The following is a 19,196-nucleotide window of genomic DNA, read 5'->3' as shown; positions in this document are numbered from 1 at the left end:
TAAAAATGAAAAAGAAGTTAGTTTATTACATTCTTCCGTTACTGATCTTTATTGGTTGTAGCGAAGATTTCACGAAAACACCTGCTATAGGGGCGCTCTCAGATGACGCGCTTAAAAATGCTCAAGGTGTAGATTTATTACTTACCGGTGCTTATTCTGCTTTAGATGGTGTAGTTGGAGAGAATGGTGGAAATGGCTTTGCTGTAAGTGCAGATAACTGGTGGTTCGACGTACTTTCAGATGATGCACATAAAGGAAGTACAGATGGTGACCAGGCAGATTTATTTTTGATTGAGACTTACTCATTTACTTCAGGTAATCCTTATATCCTAGGAAAGTGGGAAGCCTTGTATGCCGGAGTTAACAGAGCAAATAACGTTATAAATGTTATAAATGGTATCGAAGGAGGAGATTTCAACGGTAAACTTGCTGAAGCAAGATTTTTAAGGGGCTATTTCAATTTTGAATTGCAGAAGATCTTTGGAAATCCATCATATATTTCTGAAGAAAATTATGCAAATACCGAATTCAATCAGCCGAATTCCGGTCCTATTTGGGCCCAGATTGAGGCTGATCAGCAATTCGCGGTCGATAATTTACCAGATACTCAAGCTGAAGCAGGTAGGCCAACTTCATGGACAGCAAAGGCTTTTCTTGGCAAAACTTATATTTTTCAGGAAAAATGGTCTGAAGGTCTTTCGATTCTCCAGGATGTGATCCAAAATGGGCCTTATGCTTTAAATACTGAATTTGTAGATAATTTTAGGGCAGGTGGAGAAAATAGTGCAGAATCTATTTTTGCCGTGCAATTTGCTGCTGATGATGGTCAATCGTATAATGGAAATGTAGGAAGCACCTTGAATTTTCCTGGTGGTGGGCCTTTTAATTCTTGTTGTGGTTTTTACCAGCCTACCCAGGATCTTGTTAATGCCTACCAAACTCAAAATGGACTTCCTTTATTAGATACTTATGGCAATACAGATGTGGCCAATGACTATGGAATTGAAAGTGCTGATGCTTTTACTCCCGAATCCGGGCCATTAGATCCAAGACTGGATTATACCGTAGGCCGAAGAGGTATCGATTATAATGGTTTTGGGATCAATCCTGGGAAAGAATGGATCCGTGCAAGTGCAGCTGATATTTCCGGTCCATATTTGCCCAAAAAGAATATTTATTATGCCGGGGAAGATGTGAACATGGGAACCGGGGGCTGGGGACAGCAACATTCAGGGGTTAATTATAACATCATGAGGTATTCAGGTTTGCTATTATTGGCCGCAGAAGCTGCAGCAGAAACCGGAGACTTGGAGACTGCCTTAGATTATGTAAATATGGTGCGGGAGCGTGCTAAGAATATGACTTATGTTAAGAAAGTAGATGGAGACGGTGATGCCGCTAATTATCAAATTGAATTATATGATTCCTTTGCAAGTAAAGATTTTGCGATTAAAGCGATTCGATTTGAAAGAAGGCTAGAACTGGCATTGGAAGGACATAGATTCTTTGATCTTACCCGTTGGGATATTGCAGCACAAGTATTAAATTCTTATGTGCAAAAAGAAGGAAGGACTATTACTAATTTTCCAGGGAAAGTCTCTACATTCAAAGAGACGAATTCCCTACTTCCAATACCGCTAAATGCGATTGATTTAAGCGGTGGCGTACTTACACAAAATCCTGGTTATTAATTTAATCAGCATAGAGTGACATTTTAATTTTTATAGAGCGAAGCTGTTTAAAAGTAGTTTTAGTTGCTCATTTAAGCCTGACGATTTTCTGATTTGTTTTAGTACGGAAGGCTCAATTTGAACAACTAGTATTAAAACTTTTAAACAGCTTCGTTTTAGTTAATAATATAACATTATGATTAGTAGAAGATTTTTTATCAAGCAGTCTGGATTGGCGGTGGCGGCAACTGCAATATTACCAAGTATGTTCTATTCATGCGACCCTAACAGGGCATTGGGAGTGCAACTATATTCCTTACGGGAAACTATTGGAGGGGATGTAAAAGGCACTTTGGAAAAAGTCGCCAAAGCAGGTTATAAAGAAGTGGAAACATTCGGTTTTGCTCCGGGAAAAGGATTTTGGGGCACCAGTGTTAGCGAATTTAAAAATATAATGGCTGCTAACGGGCTTTCTTCTCCAAGCGGGCATTACGGGATGGATCCTTATATGGCGGAAAGCGGAAAGCGGTCAGATTTTCAATATGCGATTGATGTTGCCAAGGGCCTTGACCAGAAATACGTAATCATTCCTTATCTATCAGATGGCCTCCGAGGTTCTTTAGATGATTACAAACGAATGGCAAATAAGCTGAATGAAGCCGGGCAGATTTGTAAAGATGCAGGGTTAAAACTTGCTTATCATAACCATGATTTTGAATTTAAGGATTACAATGGCGAAAATGGATATGAATATTTTCTTCAGAATACAGATGCTTCATTGGTAGATTTCGAAATGGATATTTATTGGGTGGTAAGGGCTGGAAAAGATCCGGTGGCTCTTTTTGAAAAATATCCGGGGAGATTTCCCTTATGGCATGTAAAAGACATGAGCAAAACCAATAATGAGAAAAATACTGAAATTGGAAACGGAACTATTGACTTTAAAAAAATCTTTGAAAAGGCGAAACTTGCAGGCGCGAAACATTTTATCGTAGAACAGGAAAATTTCGATATGGAAGCTTACGCCAGTTTAAAACAAAGCCATGATTACATTATAAATTCCCTTGTGCAAAGTTAAAATTAGTTTCAAATTATGAAATGAGCATAACGAGAATCTTATGCAAACACCGATGAAGATATGCGAATTGCATATGACCATTAAAAACAATAATCATCTCTATATGAAAAATTTTACTAATACCGTCCTGTTTTTTCTAATGGGGTGCTTACTCAGTTTCGCGCAACAGGATGGTATTGGTATTTTTTCCTATCACAATGATATTGGAAATCCCAAATTAGAAGGCTCAGTAAAATATAATATTTCGGAGCAAACCTATGAAATTGAAGGAAGCGGTTATAACATCTGGTTTGAACGTGATGAATTTCAGTATGCTTACTCAAAAAGCGTAAAAAATTTCATTATCACCGCCAATTTTAAATTTTTGGGAGAGGGAAAAGATCCTCATCGAAAAACCGGGATCATGCTTAGGAAATCTACTTCAGAAAGTGCTGCTCATTTTACCGCTGCCCTTCACGGCGATGGTTTGACTTCTATGCAATGGCGATCGAAAGAGGGGGAGGAAATGAAAGATCCTGAAAATGAATCGAAAGCCTTAAAATCCAATTACGAAATTCTTCAGGTAGAAAAGCGTGACAGTCTGCTTATTATGCGGGGAGCCCATTTTGGAGAGCCACTTCAGGAAATTGGTTCAAAAGTCTTAGCTGAACTTTCGGGAGAGGTTTTAGTGGGGATTTTTATTTCATCCCATGATGAAACGGCCGTTGAAAAAGCCAAAATATGGAATTTGCGCATCGATTATCCGGTTGCTGAAAACTACAATCCTTATGAAAGCGGTTGGATTGGCTGCCGAATGGAAACCATGAATGTTCAAACCGGGGAAAGAAAAGTGATCTATAAAAAATCTGATCGCTTTGAAGCTCCCAACTGGATGCCAAATGGGGATAAACTTCTATTCAATATGGACGGTTTACTACACACGATCCCGGTAGAAGGTGGAGAAATAGAAGCTTTCAATACGGGTTTTGCTAAAGATCTCAATAACGACCATGGTATTTCTTTCGACGGGAAATTACTGGCCATAAGTAATCATAAAGATGACGAAAATGGTTCAGGTTCTGCAGTATATGTATTGCCAATTTCCGGAGGCGAACCTCAATTAATTACCCCGCAAACTCCATCTTACTGGCATGGCTGGTCCCCGAACAACAAAGATGTGGTTTATGTGGCGACCCGCGAAAACAATCCCACTTACGATATTTATAAGAAATCCATCGATGGCGGTGAGGAAATTGCTTTAACCAATACCGGTGACGGCGAACATGTGGATGGTTGCGAATATTCTCCTGACGGAAAATATATTTATTATAACGGAAGTTCTTCCGGGACCATGCAAATCTGGAGGATGAAACCAGATGGAAGCGAAAAGGAACAAATTACTTTTGATGAAAATAATGACTGGTTTCCACATATTTCCCCCGACGGTAAATGGATCGTTTACATCTCTTTTCCTGCTACAATTCCGGTAAATGACCATCCTTCCTTTAAAAGGGTAGAGCTAAAATTAATGCCTGCAGAAGGTGGCGCTCCTAAAACTATCGCTTATCTATATGGCGGGCAGGGAACTATTAACGTCCCCTCCTGGTCGCCGGACAGTAAATTTATCGCCTTAGTCAGCAACTCAGGAGAATAAGCTACTTCAATTTATTTTTCAGGATTATAAGATCAACCTCATTTCTACCCCATTTTTGCTGAATTTCCTTCGGAATAGGTATAAAAGAATAGGAAAATGAACTGAGGATAATATCGAGGTCCCCATCCTGGTCTATATCCCCTGCATCCATCAAAAACCATCGTGCCTTGTCTACATCTTCAAAAGTTGAGGTCAAAAATTTAAAGTTTTCAGCATCAGTATTTTCCAGATAAATAAAGGAACGTTTGGGAGCATTTTCGTAATCTGGAAAAGTGGCGATAATCGCAAAATCAATATCCTTGTCCTGGTCAAAATCGCGAGCTAGTACTCTGGTGGCGCCATTTAAAGGATAAAAATAGGACTCAGTAAAATTATTTTCACCATCATTTAAATGAATTCGTAAACCGTGATAAGGTTTTGGGATAGAAGATTTATCGGCATTATCTCCGTGAACTGTTGCGATATCCATATCGCCGTCATGATCATAATCCATTAATTCAAACCAACTGCTCCCATAAACCGGGCTAAACCTGATGGCTTTGTCCCTTCTGAATTCTAAAGCTTCGGTTTGGTAAAAGATCATGATGCTTTCATCACCCTGAGAAGTAAGGGCTACAAGGTCTTTTTTGCCATCTCCATCCATATCTTCGGCAAGGACACGAATCACTCCCGGCTGGTTCAATAAAAGTTTTTTCTGAAACTTAGCATTTTCATCCTGGTATGCCAGGGTTATTTGTCCGGTCAAATTTCCAAATTCACTAATCACAAATTCATCTTTACCATCCCCATCAAGATCTTCTGTCAAAGTATGCACCGGGCGGTGTAAGTCTTCAAAAATAATTTCCAGACTCTCCCCTTTTTTTACTGAAAATGCCCCGGTAGGGATTTCCGAGGGATTTAACTGGCCAATTTGTGTATAGTATTCTTTTCCTTTAGAAGAATTATAAGCGATTACAGGGCTTCCAAAGTTTTCATCTTTTTTTAAAGTATTGCTCTTAAAATCATAGGCCTTGAGATTTCCCTGCATGTCGCCCAGGATCATTTCATTTTCATCATTCCGATAATGTAAATAGGTAATAAAGGAACCGGGTTGGTTATCTATTTTTACAGGGGAAGTTTCAAATTGTTCTGAATCTTCCAGCTTAGGCAGGCCTCGATTTGGAACAAGGCTGTCTGGTGCGAGTTCAATAATATAGTCCTGTAATATTTTCCAATCTTCCGCAGAAATAGTGGGTTTGTTTGGATAGGTGTTGCTTTGCATCATGGCGAGCTGTTCTTCATAAGAGTAACCTTCCAGAGGATTATAGCCCGGCGTTGAAATTCCCATTCTGGCACCCATATCTGGTAATATGTTTTTCTGCCAGATATTTTTTGGAAGATCCTGGATATCCGGGACAATGTGGCACCTCGCACAATGGTTTTTGTATAAAAGCGCTTCTTTAGACTGTTCCTTCTTTTGACAGGATATTAGTAGCAAAACGAAAATTGAAAAAAGTGAAATTTGTAATATATTTCGATTCATGGATTATAATGGAAACTTTAGAAGCATCAAGTTAGTTTTTTTATTTAAAATTTCGACATAACCTCTAATTTTGCAATGGTTTCCGTTCTCAAAAGTTCAAAAATGATTATCTTCCTTTACCAATCAAATATGGTTATTTCATGAAAAGTTATTTCTATCTTCTTCCCATTTTGTTTTCTGCTTTTATTCTAAATGCACAAACTCCTTCTCATACAATTGCTGAAAAACTCGGTTACCCGGCAAATTCAAAATTACTGATTATTCATGCCGATGATGCGGGTGTAAGCCATTCTGAAAATATTGCCACAATTAAAGGCCTGGAAGAAGGTGTGGTAAATTCGGCAAGTATTATGGTGCCCTGCCCCTGGTTTCCGGAAATTGCTGCCTATGCGAAAAAACATGCCGATTCTGCCGACTTTGGATTGCACCTAACTGTAACCAGCGAATGGAAAGACTATAAATGGGGGCCTTCAGCTTCTAAAAATGAGGTAAAAAGTTTGATCGATCCCAATGGCTACTTTTATCATCTGGTGGATAGCGTGAAAATGCATGGGAATGCGAAAGATGTGGAAAAAGAATTAGATAACCAGATTCAAAAAGCACTCTCTTATGGAATCGATGTGACCCATTTTGATGCGCATATGGGCGCGGTGATGAGTACTCCGGAATTTTTAAAAGCTTATATAAAAAAAGGAAGGGAATATAAAGTCCCGGTTTTGTTGAATAGTAAAATTGAAGCACTTTCAGAATTAGGGGATTTTGAATTGACTGAAAAAGATGTCATGGTAGATTCAGTTTATCAGGCTTATCCGGAAGTTTATACTAGCAAAGGCATGGAAATATTCTATGAAGAGATCTTGAATGATTTGCAACCCGGTTTGTCATGTATCCTTATTCATCTTGCCGTAAATAATGAAGAAATGATGGCCGTTACCAAAGAACATCCTATGTGGGGAAGCCAATGGAGACAGGACGATCTTGATTTTTTTACAGGAGAAAAGGTTAAAAAACTTATTGCCGATAATAATATCATTCTGGTTACCTGGAAGGAAATTCGGGATAAAATTGTTCGCGGGGAATAGAGCTGATCATAAATCCTAAAAATATAACCTTCAGATGAAATTAAAGCTTGCCTTACTTTTTACCATATTTTCCTATACCTGTATCTTTAGCCAGAATCCTGAAATAAAACAACCTGAATTCCTTCAATATCAACAGAGTAAATGGGTAGATTCCATCATGCAGGATTTAAGCCCCAGAGAAAGGATCGCCCAGTTATTTATGATCCCGGCCTATTCCAATAGAGATCAAACCCATGTCAATTCAGTTTTAGAGCTCATTGAAAAAGAGAAAATTGGCGGACTCATTTTTATGCAGGGTGATCCCGAATCCCAGTTAAAATTGATGAATACCTATCAGTTGATTTCTGAAGTTCCCTTGATTGGAGCTACCGATGCTGAATGGGGGTTGGGAATGCGCCTGCAGAATACGATCAATTTCCCGTATGAAATGGCTTTGGGAGCGATCCAGGGCGAAGATTTGATCTTTGAAATGGGACAGGAGATCGCACGCCAGTTAAAAAGGGTGGGTTTGCATATGAATTTTGCACCGGTGGTAGATGTAAATAATAATCCTGATAATCCCGTGATCAACTACAGGTCGTTTGGGGAGGATAAAATGAATGTGGTAAGGAAGGGAATCGCTTATATGCAGGGCATGCAAAGTGAAAATTTAATGACCACGGCGAAACATTTCCCCGGTCATGGAGATACCGATACCGATTCTCATTATGACCTGCCTCAAATTAATCACAAGCGTACAAGGCTGGATAGCCTGGAGATTTATCCCTTTAAAAAATTGATCGAAGCCGGGATTACGGGTGTGATGATCGCACATTTGGATATTCCTGAACTGGATTCTACAGGTATGCCTTCCACCTTATCGAAACCTATTGTTACAGAATTGCTTAAAAATGAATTGGGCTTTCAAGGGCTTATCGTGACCGATGCCATGAACATGAAAGGAGTTACCAAAGGCAATGATCCCGGTATTGTTGATAAGGACGCTATCCTTGCCGGAAACGATCTCATTGAATTTACTGAAGATGTTCCCAAAGCCATCGATGAAATTGAAAAAGCCATTAAACAAGGGCTGATCTCTCAAAAAGAAATTGATGCGCGATGCCGAAAAATACTTGCGGCAAAACAATGGGTAGGCTTGGATCATTATCAACCCGGGAAACTGGAAAATTTGGATAAAGAAATAAATAATGGGCAGGCCAGGTTAATTCTACAGAAATTGACCGAAGCTTCCCTTACCGTTTTGAAAAATGAAAACCAGTTAATTCCCATTCAAAAACTGGATCAGGTAAAAATGGCCTCGGTGAGTATTGGGGTCGATCAAAAATCACATTTTCAAAAAAGTCTGGACTGGTATGGAAAAGTAAAACACTTTCAACTGCCTGTAGATGCTTCAGAAAAACTGATTGACAGTGTAAAAGCAAAACTTAAAGGGTATAACGTAAACATAATTGGCTTACACGATTTCAGTATAAGGCCGCAAAATATTTTAAAAATTTCCGAAGAGCTCAAAAATTTTATAACTGAAATGTCTTCAGAAGATAATACGATTTTCGCCATTTTTAAGAATCCTTATGTGCTAAATGATCTTGAAAATATTGAAAATTCTAATGTTCTCATTGAAGCTTATCAGGATTCCCCGCTTACTGAAGAAATGGTCGCGCAACTCATTTTTGGCGGTGTTGGCGCCAAAGGCCGATTACCGGTGAGCATTGGTGATAAATTTAAAGCTGGGTATGGTTTGGATCTTGAAGGTGGTCTACGTTTCCAATATACTGTCCCGGAAGCTGCCGGGATGGATTCAGAAATTTTGTATAAAGGAATTGATTCTTTGGTGAAGCAGGCCATAGATGCCCGGGCAATCCCCGGTGCACAAATTTTAGTGGCGAAAGATGAAAAGATCGTTTTTTACAAATCTTACGGTTTTCAATCGTATACCGATACCATTGCTGTGGAAAATGAAGATATCTATGACCTGGCCAGTATCACCAAAATTTCGAGTACGCTGCCTTTGGTGATGCAGTTGTATGATGAGGGGAAATTCGATTTAAATGCGAGCATAGATGATTACCTGCCGTATTTTAAAAATTCGAATAAAGAGGGCATTCCTTTTAGGCAAATTCTCGCGCACCAGGGACGTTTGCAGCCCTGGATCCCCTATTGGAAAACTACGTTGAGAAATAATGGCAGTTTTAAATGGAACACTTTTCAGAAAGATTCTTCTGCGAGATTTCCCCTTAAAATTAGCGATGATTTGTGGTTGCATAGAAATTATAAAAAAAAGATCTATAGTGCGATCAAAAAAATTCCGCTGGAAAAAGAAGCTAAATATAAATACAGTGGGCTTGCATTTTATTTACTGCCCGAAATTGTGGAACGTTTGACCAATGAAAGTCCGTTTGAAGAAGTTTTGTATGACCGTATTTACAATAAATTGGGGGCAACAAGCTTAACTTATAACCCTATGGAAAAATTTCCTATTTCCAGAATAGTTCCTACGGAAAATGATTTCTTCTTCAGGCATGAGAATATCCACGGAAATGTACATGATGAAGGCGCCATTATGATGGGAGGGGTTTCCGGGAACGCGGGATTATTTGCCAATGCAAACGATCTGGCCAAGCTTATGCAAATGTATGTGAATATGGGTGAATACGGGGGAGAACGATTTATTGAAACCTCCACTTTAGAAGAATTTACAAAAGCCCCGTTTCCTGATAACGACAATCATCGCGGACTTGGTTTTGACAAACCCTATCTTGAGTACAAAGGTGAAAGCAGCAATACCGCAAAAGATGCAAGTATGGATAGTTTTGGCCATACCGGCTTTACGGGAACCATGGCCTGGGCAGATCCGGAAACGAACATAGTTTATATTTTTCTCAGTAATCGTGTTTTACCCACTCGAGATAATACCAGATTGTACCAATTAAATACGAGAACCAATATTCAGCAGGTAATTTATGATGCGATAAAGAAATAAAATTTGTAAAAATCTGAATGTCGATCGTATATTTGCAGGCCTTGTTTAAAGAAAATTTTTCTATAATATGAAAAAAGATCGGTTAAGACCGGTTTGCACAAAGTTGTGTTGTGATCCCAATAGGGATAAGTAGTTAGCCTAAATGAATTCTGTGTTGTGTGAATTCAGGTTAGCCAATGAGAAGCTTTTTTCCGTTAAACGGAAAGAGGCTTTTTTGTTTTATAAAGCTTGTATCATTTACTCTTTAGTTCGAACCACTCCCACCATACTATCGGCCGTCCCATAATATAAGTACCATGATTTTTTGAACCAGATTAAACCCTCTACAAAGGTAGTCCCGTCTTCATACTGGCCAGATTTTTCGAAATCCAGTTCTGGTTTAATAAAAGGTACTTCAGATCTATCCATTAATTTCCAGGGAACTTCAGAAGAAAACAAAGCCTGTCCGCCGGTGTAAACCCGATTTCCCAATTCAGGGATGCCAATATTTCCTGAATTCCCCGCATTATATAAAACTACAATCCCATTCTCTGTTAGCAATGGTGGAGGGCCTGCTTCTACCAGCCATGAATCAAAATATCCCGGCCTTGGGGTGAGAACTGGCGCCAGGTTTCCTTCATGATTTTCCACCGGAGTCCAGTGGATCAAATCTTCTGAACTGGCCAGATATATATTGGGAACCCCAAAATACATCCAGTATTTCCCATCAATTTTCACCGCAAGAAGTTTTCCATCTTCTAATTTTGTAACGATAGCCCCGGATTTTGTCTCCCTATCCAAATACTTTCCTTCTTTATGCTGGTGAAATACCGGGCCAAATTTCTGCCAGGTTTTCAAGTCTTTTGAAGTTGCCACCGCAAGTCTTGGTACCTCGCGGTTCCACTGGGTATAGGTTAAAACATATACACCATCTTCAGTTTCCACAATCCTGGGGTCTTCTACCCCACCGGGAAATTCATTTCCTTTTTGCGCGTCATTTTGGGGATAAAAAACAGGTTCGGGCAATGAGGTATATTGCAATCCATCCAGAGAATAAGCCATTCCAATTCGTGATCGATGACCGCCAATCTCCTTTTCACCCAGTTTTTCTTCCGCTCTATATAAAACAAAAATAGTATCGTTTCTTAGGATCGCGGCGGGGTTAAATGTTGCCATCGATTCCCAATGGGCAGTCTTTCCGGAAATGGGATCCTGGAAAACCGATTGTTCATTTTTTTCCAGAATGGGTTTGGAATCTGTAAACCTTTCAAACGGCCCCAGCACCCATTCTTCTTGTTGGGAAAAAACTGAAAAATTCAGAAAAATAAATAAGTAAAGGATATAATCTTTTTTCATGGATCAGGGTTTAAGGGGAATCAAAAATACTGTTATCCGTTTGAATGTAGTCAAATTTCGTGAATTCCTGTAAGTATATTTAGCCTTGGCACCTGTCTTTCTAGCTTTTTTAAAGAAATATTTAGGCATTTGCTCATAGGGGATATCAATGTTAGGGCTAACTTCTAAATTATAAATAAACTATACGGTCAATTTTCTGAAAATTCTTTCATTTTCAATACTTTTGCTGGGATTCATTTTGTAAGGCAGCGTATTATTTTCTACTAATTCCTGCCTGTATAATTTAGTTTTAAAGAACAATGCACGACTTCATAAAACCGCTTTTACTGTTTTTTATCGTTTTTTCTGCATGTACTGCGGAAGCTCAGATATTGAAACCGGTAGAATGGGAAACAGAAATCAAACAGGTTTCTGAGAACGAATATCAATTAATTTTTAATGCATTTATTGAAAATCACTGGCATTTATATTCCCAGTTTTTACCTGAAGATGCAGTAAATGCTACGGTTTTTAAATACGAAGATGCAGGATCTACTTATGAATTAATTGGAAAGACCGAAGAAAGTGAGACGGTTACAGAGTATGATAAGGTCTTCGAAATGGAGCTCACTTTTTTTAAAAATACGGCGACTTTTACGCAAAATATCAAAGTTCTCGATTCAACTTTAAGTACAGTAAATGTAGAAGTTGAATATCAGGTTTGTGATGATACCGCCTGTATTTTTGATAGTAAAACCTTTGAATTTAAACTTAAAGAAAACGCTTCAGGACAGGATAATTCTGAAAATAATGGTATTGCTCAGGATAAAGATGAGCGTTCAAAGTCGGGAAATACAGAAATTGAAACAAGTTCAAAACGTTCCTTTTGGGGGATTTTTATCATCGCTTTTTTATCGGGCTTTGCGGCTTTATTAACGCCATGTGTATTCCCCATGATCCCAATGACGGTAAGCTTTTTTACCAAACAAAGCAAAACCAGGGCGATGGGGATTAGAAATGCTATTTTCTACGGAATTTCAATCATCGTCATCTATGTTTTATTAGGTTCCCTGGTCACGCTTATTTTTGGAGCCGATGCCTTAAATGCTTTATCCACGAACGTCTGGTTCAATGTGATCTTTTTCATATTATTGGTGGTTTTTGCTATTTCATTTATGGGCGCTTTTGAAATTATGTTGCCAAATAGTTGGGGGAATAAAATTGATTCCCAGGCAGATCGCGGCGGTGTAATAGGAATATTTTTTATGGCCTTAGCCTTAGCCATTGTCTCTTTTTCCTGTACGGGTCCCATCGTTGGAACTTTGCTCGTTGAAGCCGCTTCTAAAGGTGGATTGGCACCTATAATTGGCATGCTTGGATTTTCTCTGGCCCTGGCCCTTCCCTTCGCACTCTTTGCTGCTTTCCCGGGCTGGTTAAATTCCTTACCAAAGTCCGGTGGCTGGTTGAATACGGTAAAAGTATTTTTGGGCTTTTTAGAACTTGCCCTTGCTTTTAAATTTTTATCGAATGCAGATCTTGTTTTACAACTACATCTGCTGGAAAGGGAATTGTTCCTGGCGATCTGGATCGCAATTTTTGGAGGTTTGGCGCTGTATTTATTCGGAAAAATTAAATTGCCCCACGATTCTGAAATGCCCTTTATTTCGGTGGGAAGATTATTGATGGGGCTTATTGTTTTAGCCTTTACTATTTATCTTATTCCCGGCTTATGGGGGGCACCATTAAAGATCATTAGCGGATTTCCTCCACCCTTACAATACAGTGAATCACCCTACGGCGTGGGAAATTCAAAATCGGTTGGGATAAGTTCTCCTGAAAATACGCTGCCTGAAGGTGCAGTTTATGGGCCACATGATCTTATCTCCTTTCATGATTATGAAGAAGGCTTGGCCTATGCTAAAAAGAAGGATCTTCCTGTTTTGATCGATTTCACGGGGCATGCCTGTGTAAATTGCCGAAAAATGGAAGAACGTGTATGGAGCGAAGCAGCTGTTCTGGAAATATTAAAATCTGAAGTTGTGCTTGTTTCGTTGTATGTTGACGACCAACGGAAGTTGCCCGAAGCTGAACAATATACTTCAGAAACTACCGGAAAAGATATTGAGACCATTGGTAATAAATGGAGTGATTTTCAAATCAAAAATTATAAGGCCAATGCCCAACCTTATTATGTGTTGATAGGGCATGATGAAAAAAACCTGATCGAACCTATTGCCTACGAGCCTGATGCTGAAAAATATTTAGAATGGCTTCAGAAGGGAATCGATGCATTTAAAAATGATTCTCCGCCTGAATTTGAAAAAGCTGTCAAATTCTATTGAGCATTTTTCTTTTTATAGATTCCTTCGAAAGTTTCGGAAATTAGTTTGCCTTCAGTATCCAACAATTCCCATAATTGGGTTACGCTGCCATCTGAATTTTTTGTCCAGGTAATCTGGTTAAAATAATTTCCTTTTTTTCCTGAAGTAAGCTGGCTCTTCAATACCATTTTGTTGGCTTCAGCTTTGCCTTTCAATTTTAGGATTTTCCCCGTTGAACTTATCCATAACTGATTCCAGGTTTCATCGGTGGGATCATAATAATTATAACTTTTTCCGCTTCCACCGGTAGATCCTGTCCAATTTTCGTTAATAATACAGTGCCCTTCCAGTGCTTCCACCAAATTTTCTCCAATTTTCCCCCCTTCTGTATTGTAAACCTCCCAGTCTCCAATCCAAAAATCAAAACTTTGATAATCTGAACCACAGCAGGCGCAATTTTCAGGTGGGTTTTGAGAAGAAAGGGCAGCAATATAAAACAAAAACAGATATAGGATTTTTTTACGGATTTTCATTTTTTAATCGTTTGAGCTGAAGTTAAGAAATTCATGTTTTTACGTATTTATTTTGATTTAGGAAATAGGTTTTTAGATGTAGAAGGCTAAAATCTAAAGGTTCAAATCGTTAATTTATCATTAAAAACTGGAGATTTTTTATTTTTAAAATATCAAGAATTGTGGAACGTTATATATTCGTCTAAAATTTCGAAGTGAAAATAAACCCATTTTTATTCATAGCAATTTTATCTTTTTCGTTATTCTCGTGTAGCAATGATGGTTTAAATGGTGATGTGAGGATTTCAGATACCGCCTATCTTTTTGCAACCACAAATTCCGGGGAGATAAGACGTTTTAATATCAATAATGGTAAGAAATTTATTTTTAAAACTTCTTCTTCCAACGCTACCGGTATTGTTTATCGGGAAAATGGAGATGAAGTTACTATTGTTTCAAAATCCTCCAACCAATTACAAACCTATACCAATATGGAGCGATTTGCGGAGCAGCAAAATGTCTCTATTCAGCCTTCGTTATTTGGAAGTTCCAATCTGCAAAATCCGGTTGATCTCGCTCAAAAAGATGACTTTTATGTGGTTTCAGATAATACAGATGCTGATGGTAATCCTGCCACTATAGACAGTAAATTTTATATCTATCAGCGAAATGGGGATACCTATATATTAAGGAATATTCTTAATACCAACTTAAAAGTGGGTTCTATCATATTTATAGATAACGACCTTTATGTAGCCAGCCAGAATACCGATAAAATTGCCAAATTTCCAAATTTTGTCACATCCTATGTCAATAATCCCTGGGGATTTCCCACCAAAACAGTTTCAATTGATGGGGTTACGGCAATTTCGGCATTAGAGTTCAAAGATGGGATCATGTTCATTGGGGATCGGGGTACTGTAGAGTCAGATTCAGATGGAGCCATTCAGGTGGTAAGGAAATTTTTGGACAAGTTTAATTCCGTAGAAAATCTGGGGAAAATTGCCTTTGGTGACCAGAAGCGGCTTGCCGGGAATAACACCCTCTTAGGGAATCCTGTAGATATTGAATACAATCCAGATTACAACGCAGTTTTCGTTGCAGAGAGCCTTAACGGTGGCGGTAGGATCATTGCTTTTAATAATGCTGATGCGATAGAGGGCAATTTTGCACCCGATTTAAAATATTCAGTTCCCGGGGTTACTTCCATATTTTTCTATACCAAATAGGCTATCAAAGGGCAGGAAAATACTACCTTCTTATGGGTGATTTTTCGCTTTTAAATGAACTTTTAGAAGCAGAATAAAAAATTCGTATACTTTTGCACCTACAAACCAACGATTTTATGGCAAAGAATTTAGTGATTGTAGAGTCACCTGCAAAGGCAAAAACTATAGAGAAGTTCCTGGGATCAGATTACAAGGTCGCTTCCAGTTTTGGGCATATTGCAGATTTACCTACAAAAGAGATTGGTGTAGATACCGAAGGCGATTTTACTCCTAAATATATTGTTTCCAAGGATAAGAAAGATGTTGTAAAGAAATTGAAGAACCTTGCGAAAAATGCAGAAATGGTTTGGCTGGCAAGTGATGAAGATCGGGAGGGGGAAGCAATTGCCTGGCATTTATCTGAAGAATTAGGGCTTACCGAAGCTAAAACAAAAAGGATCGTTTTTCATGAGATCACGAAAACAGCCATTTTAAAAGCGATTGAAAATCCGCGGGATATTGATTATAACCTGGTTAATGCGCAACAGGCAAGAAGGGTTCTAGATCGATTGGTTGGTTATGAATTATCCCCGGTATTATGGAGAAAAGTTAAAGGCGGACTTTCTGCCGGTCGGGTGCAATCTGTTGCGGTGCGTCTCATTGTTGAAAGAGAACGCGAAATTCAGGATTTTACCCCGGAAGGTTCTTTCAGGATCGATGCTGAATTTTCTACAGAAGGGGGAAAAGCCTTCAAAGCAAAAATTCCGAAGAACTTTGACACCAAAGAAGAAGCAGAAAAGTTCTTAAAAGATAATATTGGTGCTAATTTTAAGGTTGCAGATCTAAGTACGAAACCGGCAAAGAAAAGTCCGGCACCACCTTTCACCACGTCTACACTTCAGCAGGAAGCATCGCGAAAATTATATTTCTCTGTGAGTAAAACCATGACCCTGGCGCAACGTCTTTATGAAGCCGGTCATATTACTTATATGAGGACCGATAGCGTGAATTTATCTGAAGAAGCCAGAAAAGGGGCAAAAGACGAGATTTTAAAGGCTTACGGTGATAAATATTCCAAAACCAGGCAATTCAAAGGAAAGTCCAAAGGAGCGCAGGAAGCCCACGAGGCCATTCGCCCAACCAGTTTTCAGAAGCATGGAATTTCCGGGGAAAGGGATCAGCAGCGTTTATATGATTTAATCTGGAAACGTGCAATCTCATCCCAGATGAGCGATGCCCAGCTGGAAAGGACCAATGTGAAAATTGATGCTGATAAGCATGACAATCAATTCACAGCCAATGGAGAAGTCTTGAAATTTGATGGTTTTTTAAAGGTTTATCTGGAAGGAAGCGATGAGGAAGATGAAGAACAAAGCGGAATGCTGCCGGCAATGAAGCAGGGACAAAAACTGCTGAATGATTATATCACCGCTACGGAAAGATTTACCAGGCCACCTTACAGATATACCGAAGCTTCTCTGGTTAAAAAACTGGAAGAACTTGGGATTGGAAGACCTTCCACCTATGCGCCAACAATTTCCACAATTCAAAGTAGAAATTATGTGGAAAAAGGTTCTGTAGATGGAAATGAGCGGGATTATATTCAGTTTACCCTGAAAGAGAATAAAGTAGCAGAAAAAAAACTAACCGAAACCGTAGGGAGCGATAAAGGGAAAATTGTTCCTACAGCAACCGGGATGGTAGTAAATGACTTTCTGGTCAACCATTTTGCAAATATCCTCGATTACAATTTTACGGCCCGGGTAGAAGAAAGTTTTGACAATATTGCTGAAGGTAATGAGGAGTGGAAATCCATGATGAAGAATTTCTATAAAGATTTTCATCCACATGTACAGGATGTGGCTAAAAATGCTGAACGTGAAGTGGGCGAGAGAATTTTGGGGGAAGATCCTGAGAGTGGAAAACCGGTGAGTGTGAGATTAGGAAAATTTGGGCCCATGGTTCAAATTGGTTCTGTGGAAGATGATGAAAAACCCAAGTTTGCGAGTCTAAGTCCCGATCAAAACATGGAAACGCTAACGTATGAAGAGGCGATGGACCTTTTTCAGCTTCCCAAAAAATTAGGGGAATATGAAGGGGAAGATGTAGAAGTGAATAATGGCCGTTACGGTCCTTATGTTCGTTATGGGAAGAAATTCGTTTCCCTGGAAAAAGGGGAGGACCCTTTAAATACCGATTTTGATCGTGCCATGGAATTGATCAAAGAAAAGGAAAAAGCAGATGCGCCTATCTATACGTATCAGGATCATCCGGTTCAAAAAGGTGTGGGCCGTTTTGGGCCTTATCTAAAGTGGAACAGTATCTTCATCAACGTAAATAAAAAGTACGATTTCGATAATTTATCTGATGCCAATATTGAAGAATTGATCGAGGATAAACTCAAGAAGGAAAGAGACAAGGTCATCCATAATTGGGAAGAGGAAGGGATTCGATTAGAAAAGGCGCGTTGGGGAAGATTTAATTTGATCCAGGGTAAAAGCAAATTAGAATTACCTAAAACGACACAGGCAGAAGAGATGACCCTGGAAGAAGCCAAAGCTATTCTTGAGAAAAATGGAAAAGGGAAGAAAAAAACTACCCGTAAAAAAACCACTGCTAAAAAGAAGACTGCCAAAAAAACAACCAAAAAGAAATAAAATATGAACCTCGATTTTCTAAGCCCCATAGAATCGGAGTTATTGGAAAGCCTGTCCGGCTTGCATCCGCAAAGTATTGGCGCCAATATAAGAGTACACAGTGAAAGATCTGGTGTTCCTGAAATAGAGGGGGTGCAAATTGCTATTTTCGGAATTAGGGAAAACCGCAGGGCGGTTAAAAAAAATGACACTCCTGTTTTTACAGAATTCAGGGAGCAATTTTATAGGTTGTTTCCGGGAAACTGGAAGCTCAACCTTGCAGATCTTGGTGATATCGAACCGGGAGCTACCGTTGAAGACACTTACTTTGCAGTTCAAAACCTGGTGGAGCAGCTCATAAAAAAAGATATACTACCCATCATTATAGGAGGGAGCCAGGATTTAATCTATGCTCAGTATCGCGCCTATGATCAATTGGATCAAATGGTTAGTTTAGTAAATATTGATAGCAAATTTGATCTTGGCGATGCAGATAATCCTATTTCGAATCAAAGTTATGTAGGAAAAATCGTAGTAGATAAGCCCTATAATTTATTTAATTATTCTGCCCTGGGATACCAGACTTATTTCAATTCACAGGAAGAAATTGAGTTGATGGAAAGGTTGTTTTTCGAAGCATATAGGCTGGGGGAAGTTACTGGAAATATCACCTTGATGGAACCTATATTCCGGAATGCCAATCTCGTAGGTTTAGACCTGAATTCGGTAGATTCGGCTTCTGCTAACACAGCCTATTTTAATTCACCTAATGGTTTCAATGGCAGGGAGATATGTGCACTGTCCCGGTATGCCGGGATTAGTGATAAAGTATCATCTTTTGGTATTTATGAATATCAGAATCGCTTTGGAAGCCTGGCAAATACGCTGGTTGCTCAAATTGTGTGGTATTTTATAGAAGGTGTCAATTACCGCACTAATGAAAATACTATTTCAGCAAAAAATGAGTTTACAAAATATCAGGTGCCTATTGATGATGAAATTCTGGTGTTTTTCAAGAGTCCGGTTAGTGGTCGTTGGTGGATAGAAATCCCATTTTTAACGAATGCAAATACTAAATTAAAAAGGCACACGTTATTACCATGCAGCGAGGAAGATTATTTAGAAGCCTGCAATCAGGTAATCCCTGAGAGATGGTATAAAGCCAAAAGAAAAAACGAAGTCTAAAAAATATATTCAGACGTATTTGTATTTACTGTATTTTTACCCGAAATATTGTTTT

Annotated in this window: 12 protein-coding genes; 9 read left to right on the top strand and 3 right to left on the bottom strand. The window is 38.9% G+C overall.

Annotated features, from left to right (window positions below; translation table 11 throughout):
• Positions 1-5: 5 nt before the first annotated feature.
• The 3 genes from DHD80_RS09730 (at position 6) to DHD80_RS09720 (ending at position 4,381) form a co-directional block, all read left to right on the top strand.
• On the top strand, positions 6-1,691 hold the full coding sequence (locus DHD80_RS09730) for a RagB/SusD family nutrient uptake outer membrane protein (protein ID WP_251740976.1): 1,686 nt from the start codon (positions 6-8) through the stop codon (positions 1,689-1,691).
• A 175-nt stretch (positions 1,692-1,866) separates the two neighbouring features.
• Positions 1,867-2,748, top strand: a complete 882-nt coding sequence (locus DHD80_RS09725) for a sugar phosphate isomerase/epimerase (RefSeq protein WP_251740975.1) — start codon at positions 1,867-1,869, stop codon at positions 2,746-2,748.
• Between the two features lie 103 nt (positions 2,749-2,851).
• Positions 2,852-4,381 (top strand): biopolymer transporter TolR, encoded by a 1,530-nt coding sequence (locus tag DHD80_RS09720; RefSeq protein WP_251740974.1) that lies wholly within the window; start codon positions 2,852-2,854, stop codon positions 4,379-4,381.
• 1 nt (position 4,382) lies between these two features.
• On the opposite strand, the gene DHD80_RS09715 is transcribed toward DHD80_RS09720, so the two are convergent.
• The gene (locus DHD80_RS09715) at positions 4,383-5,903 is read right to left on the bottom strand and encodes a VCBS repeat-containing protein (RefSeq protein ID WP_251740973.1); all 1,521 of its coding nucleotides are present in this window, start codon (positions 5,901-5,903) and stop codon (positions 4,383-4,385) included.
• 140 nt (positions 5,904-6,043) lie between these two features.
• Between DHD80_RS09715 and DHD80_RS09710 the strand changes: the two genes are divergently transcribed.
• The gene (locus tag DHD80_RS09710; RefSeq protein ID WP_251740972.1) at positions 6,044-6,985 is read left to right on the top strand and encodes a polysaccharide deacetylase family protein; all 942 of its coding nucleotides are present in this window, start codon (positions 6,044-6,046) and stop codon (positions 6,983-6,985) included.
• Between the two features lie 34 nt (positions 6,986-7,019).
• Positions 7,020-9,965, top strand: a complete 2,946-nt coding sequence (locus DHD80_RS09705) for a glycoside hydrolase family 3 N-terminal domain-containing protein (protein ID WP_251740971.1) — start codon at positions 7,020-7,022, stop codon at positions 9,963-9,965.
• A 237-nt stretch (positions 9,966-10,202) separates the two neighbouring features.
• Here the strand turns inward: DHD80_RS09705 and DHD80_RS09700 are convergent, their stop codons facing one another.
• The gene (locus DHD80_RS09700) at positions 10,203-11,300 is read right to left on the bottom strand and encodes a glycoside hydrolase family 130 protein (protein ID WP_251740970.1); all 1,098 of its coding nucleotides are present in this window, start codon (positions 11,298-11,300) and stop codon (positions 10,203-10,205) included.
• Between the two features lie 299 nt (positions 11,301-11,599).
• On the opposite strand from DHD80_RS09700, the gene DHD80_RS09695 reads away from it, so the two are divergent.
• Positions 11,600-13,621: a cytochrome c biogenesis protein CcdA gene (locus tag DHD80_RS09695; RefSeq protein ID WP_251740969.1), complete on the top strand. Its 2,022-nt coding sequence runs from the start codon at positions 11,600-11,602 to the stop codon at positions 13,619-13,621.
• Here DHD80_RS09695 and DHD80_RS09690 read toward each other — a convergent pair.
• Positions 13,615-14,133 carry a hypothetical protein gene (locus DHD80_RS09690; RefSeq protein ID WP_251740968.1) on the bottom strand — a complete coding sequence of 173 codons (519 nt, stop codon included), beginning with the start codon at positions 14,131-14,133 and terminating at the stop codon, positions 13,615-13,617. The two genes, DHD80_RS09695 and DHD80_RS09690, sit on opposite strands and share 7 nt — an antisense overlap.
• A gap of 194 nt (positions 14,134-14,327) precedes the next feature.
• Here DHD80_RS09690 and DHD80_RS09685 point away from each other — a divergent pair, with 194 nt between their 5' ends.
• From DHD80_RS09685 to DHD80_RS09675, 3 genes are all read left to right on the top strand, one after another.
• Positions 14,328-15,341: a hypothetical protein gene (locus DHD80_RS09685; protein ID WP_251740967.1), complete on the top strand. Its 1,014-nt coding sequence runs from the start codon at positions 14,328-14,330 to the stop codon at positions 15,339-15,341.
• Between the two features lie 116 nt (positions 15,342-15,457).
• Positions 15,458-17,977, top strand: a complete 2,520-nt coding sequence (gene topA / locus DHD80_RS09680; RefSeq protein ID WP_251740966.1) for a type I DNA topoisomerase — start codon at positions 15,458-15,460, stop codon at positions 17,975-17,977.
• A gap of 3 nt (positions 17,978-17,980) precedes the next feature.
• Positions 17,981-19,141 carry a formimidoylglutamase gene (locus DHD80_RS09675; RefSeq protein WP_251740965.1) on the top strand — a complete coding sequence of 387 codons (1,161 nt, stop codon included), beginning with the start codon at positions 17,981-17,983 and terminating at the stop codon, positions 19,139-19,141.
• The last annotated feature ends 55 nt before the right edge of the window (positions 19,142-19,196 follow it).

This window comes from Gramella sp. AN32 (assembly GCF_023718305.1).
GTDB classification, from domain to species: Bacteria; Bacteroidota; Bacteroidia; order Flavobacteriales; family Flavobacteriaceae; genus Christiangramia; species Christiangramia antarctica.
This window is presented reverse-complemented; position numbering and strand designations above follow the sequence as displayed.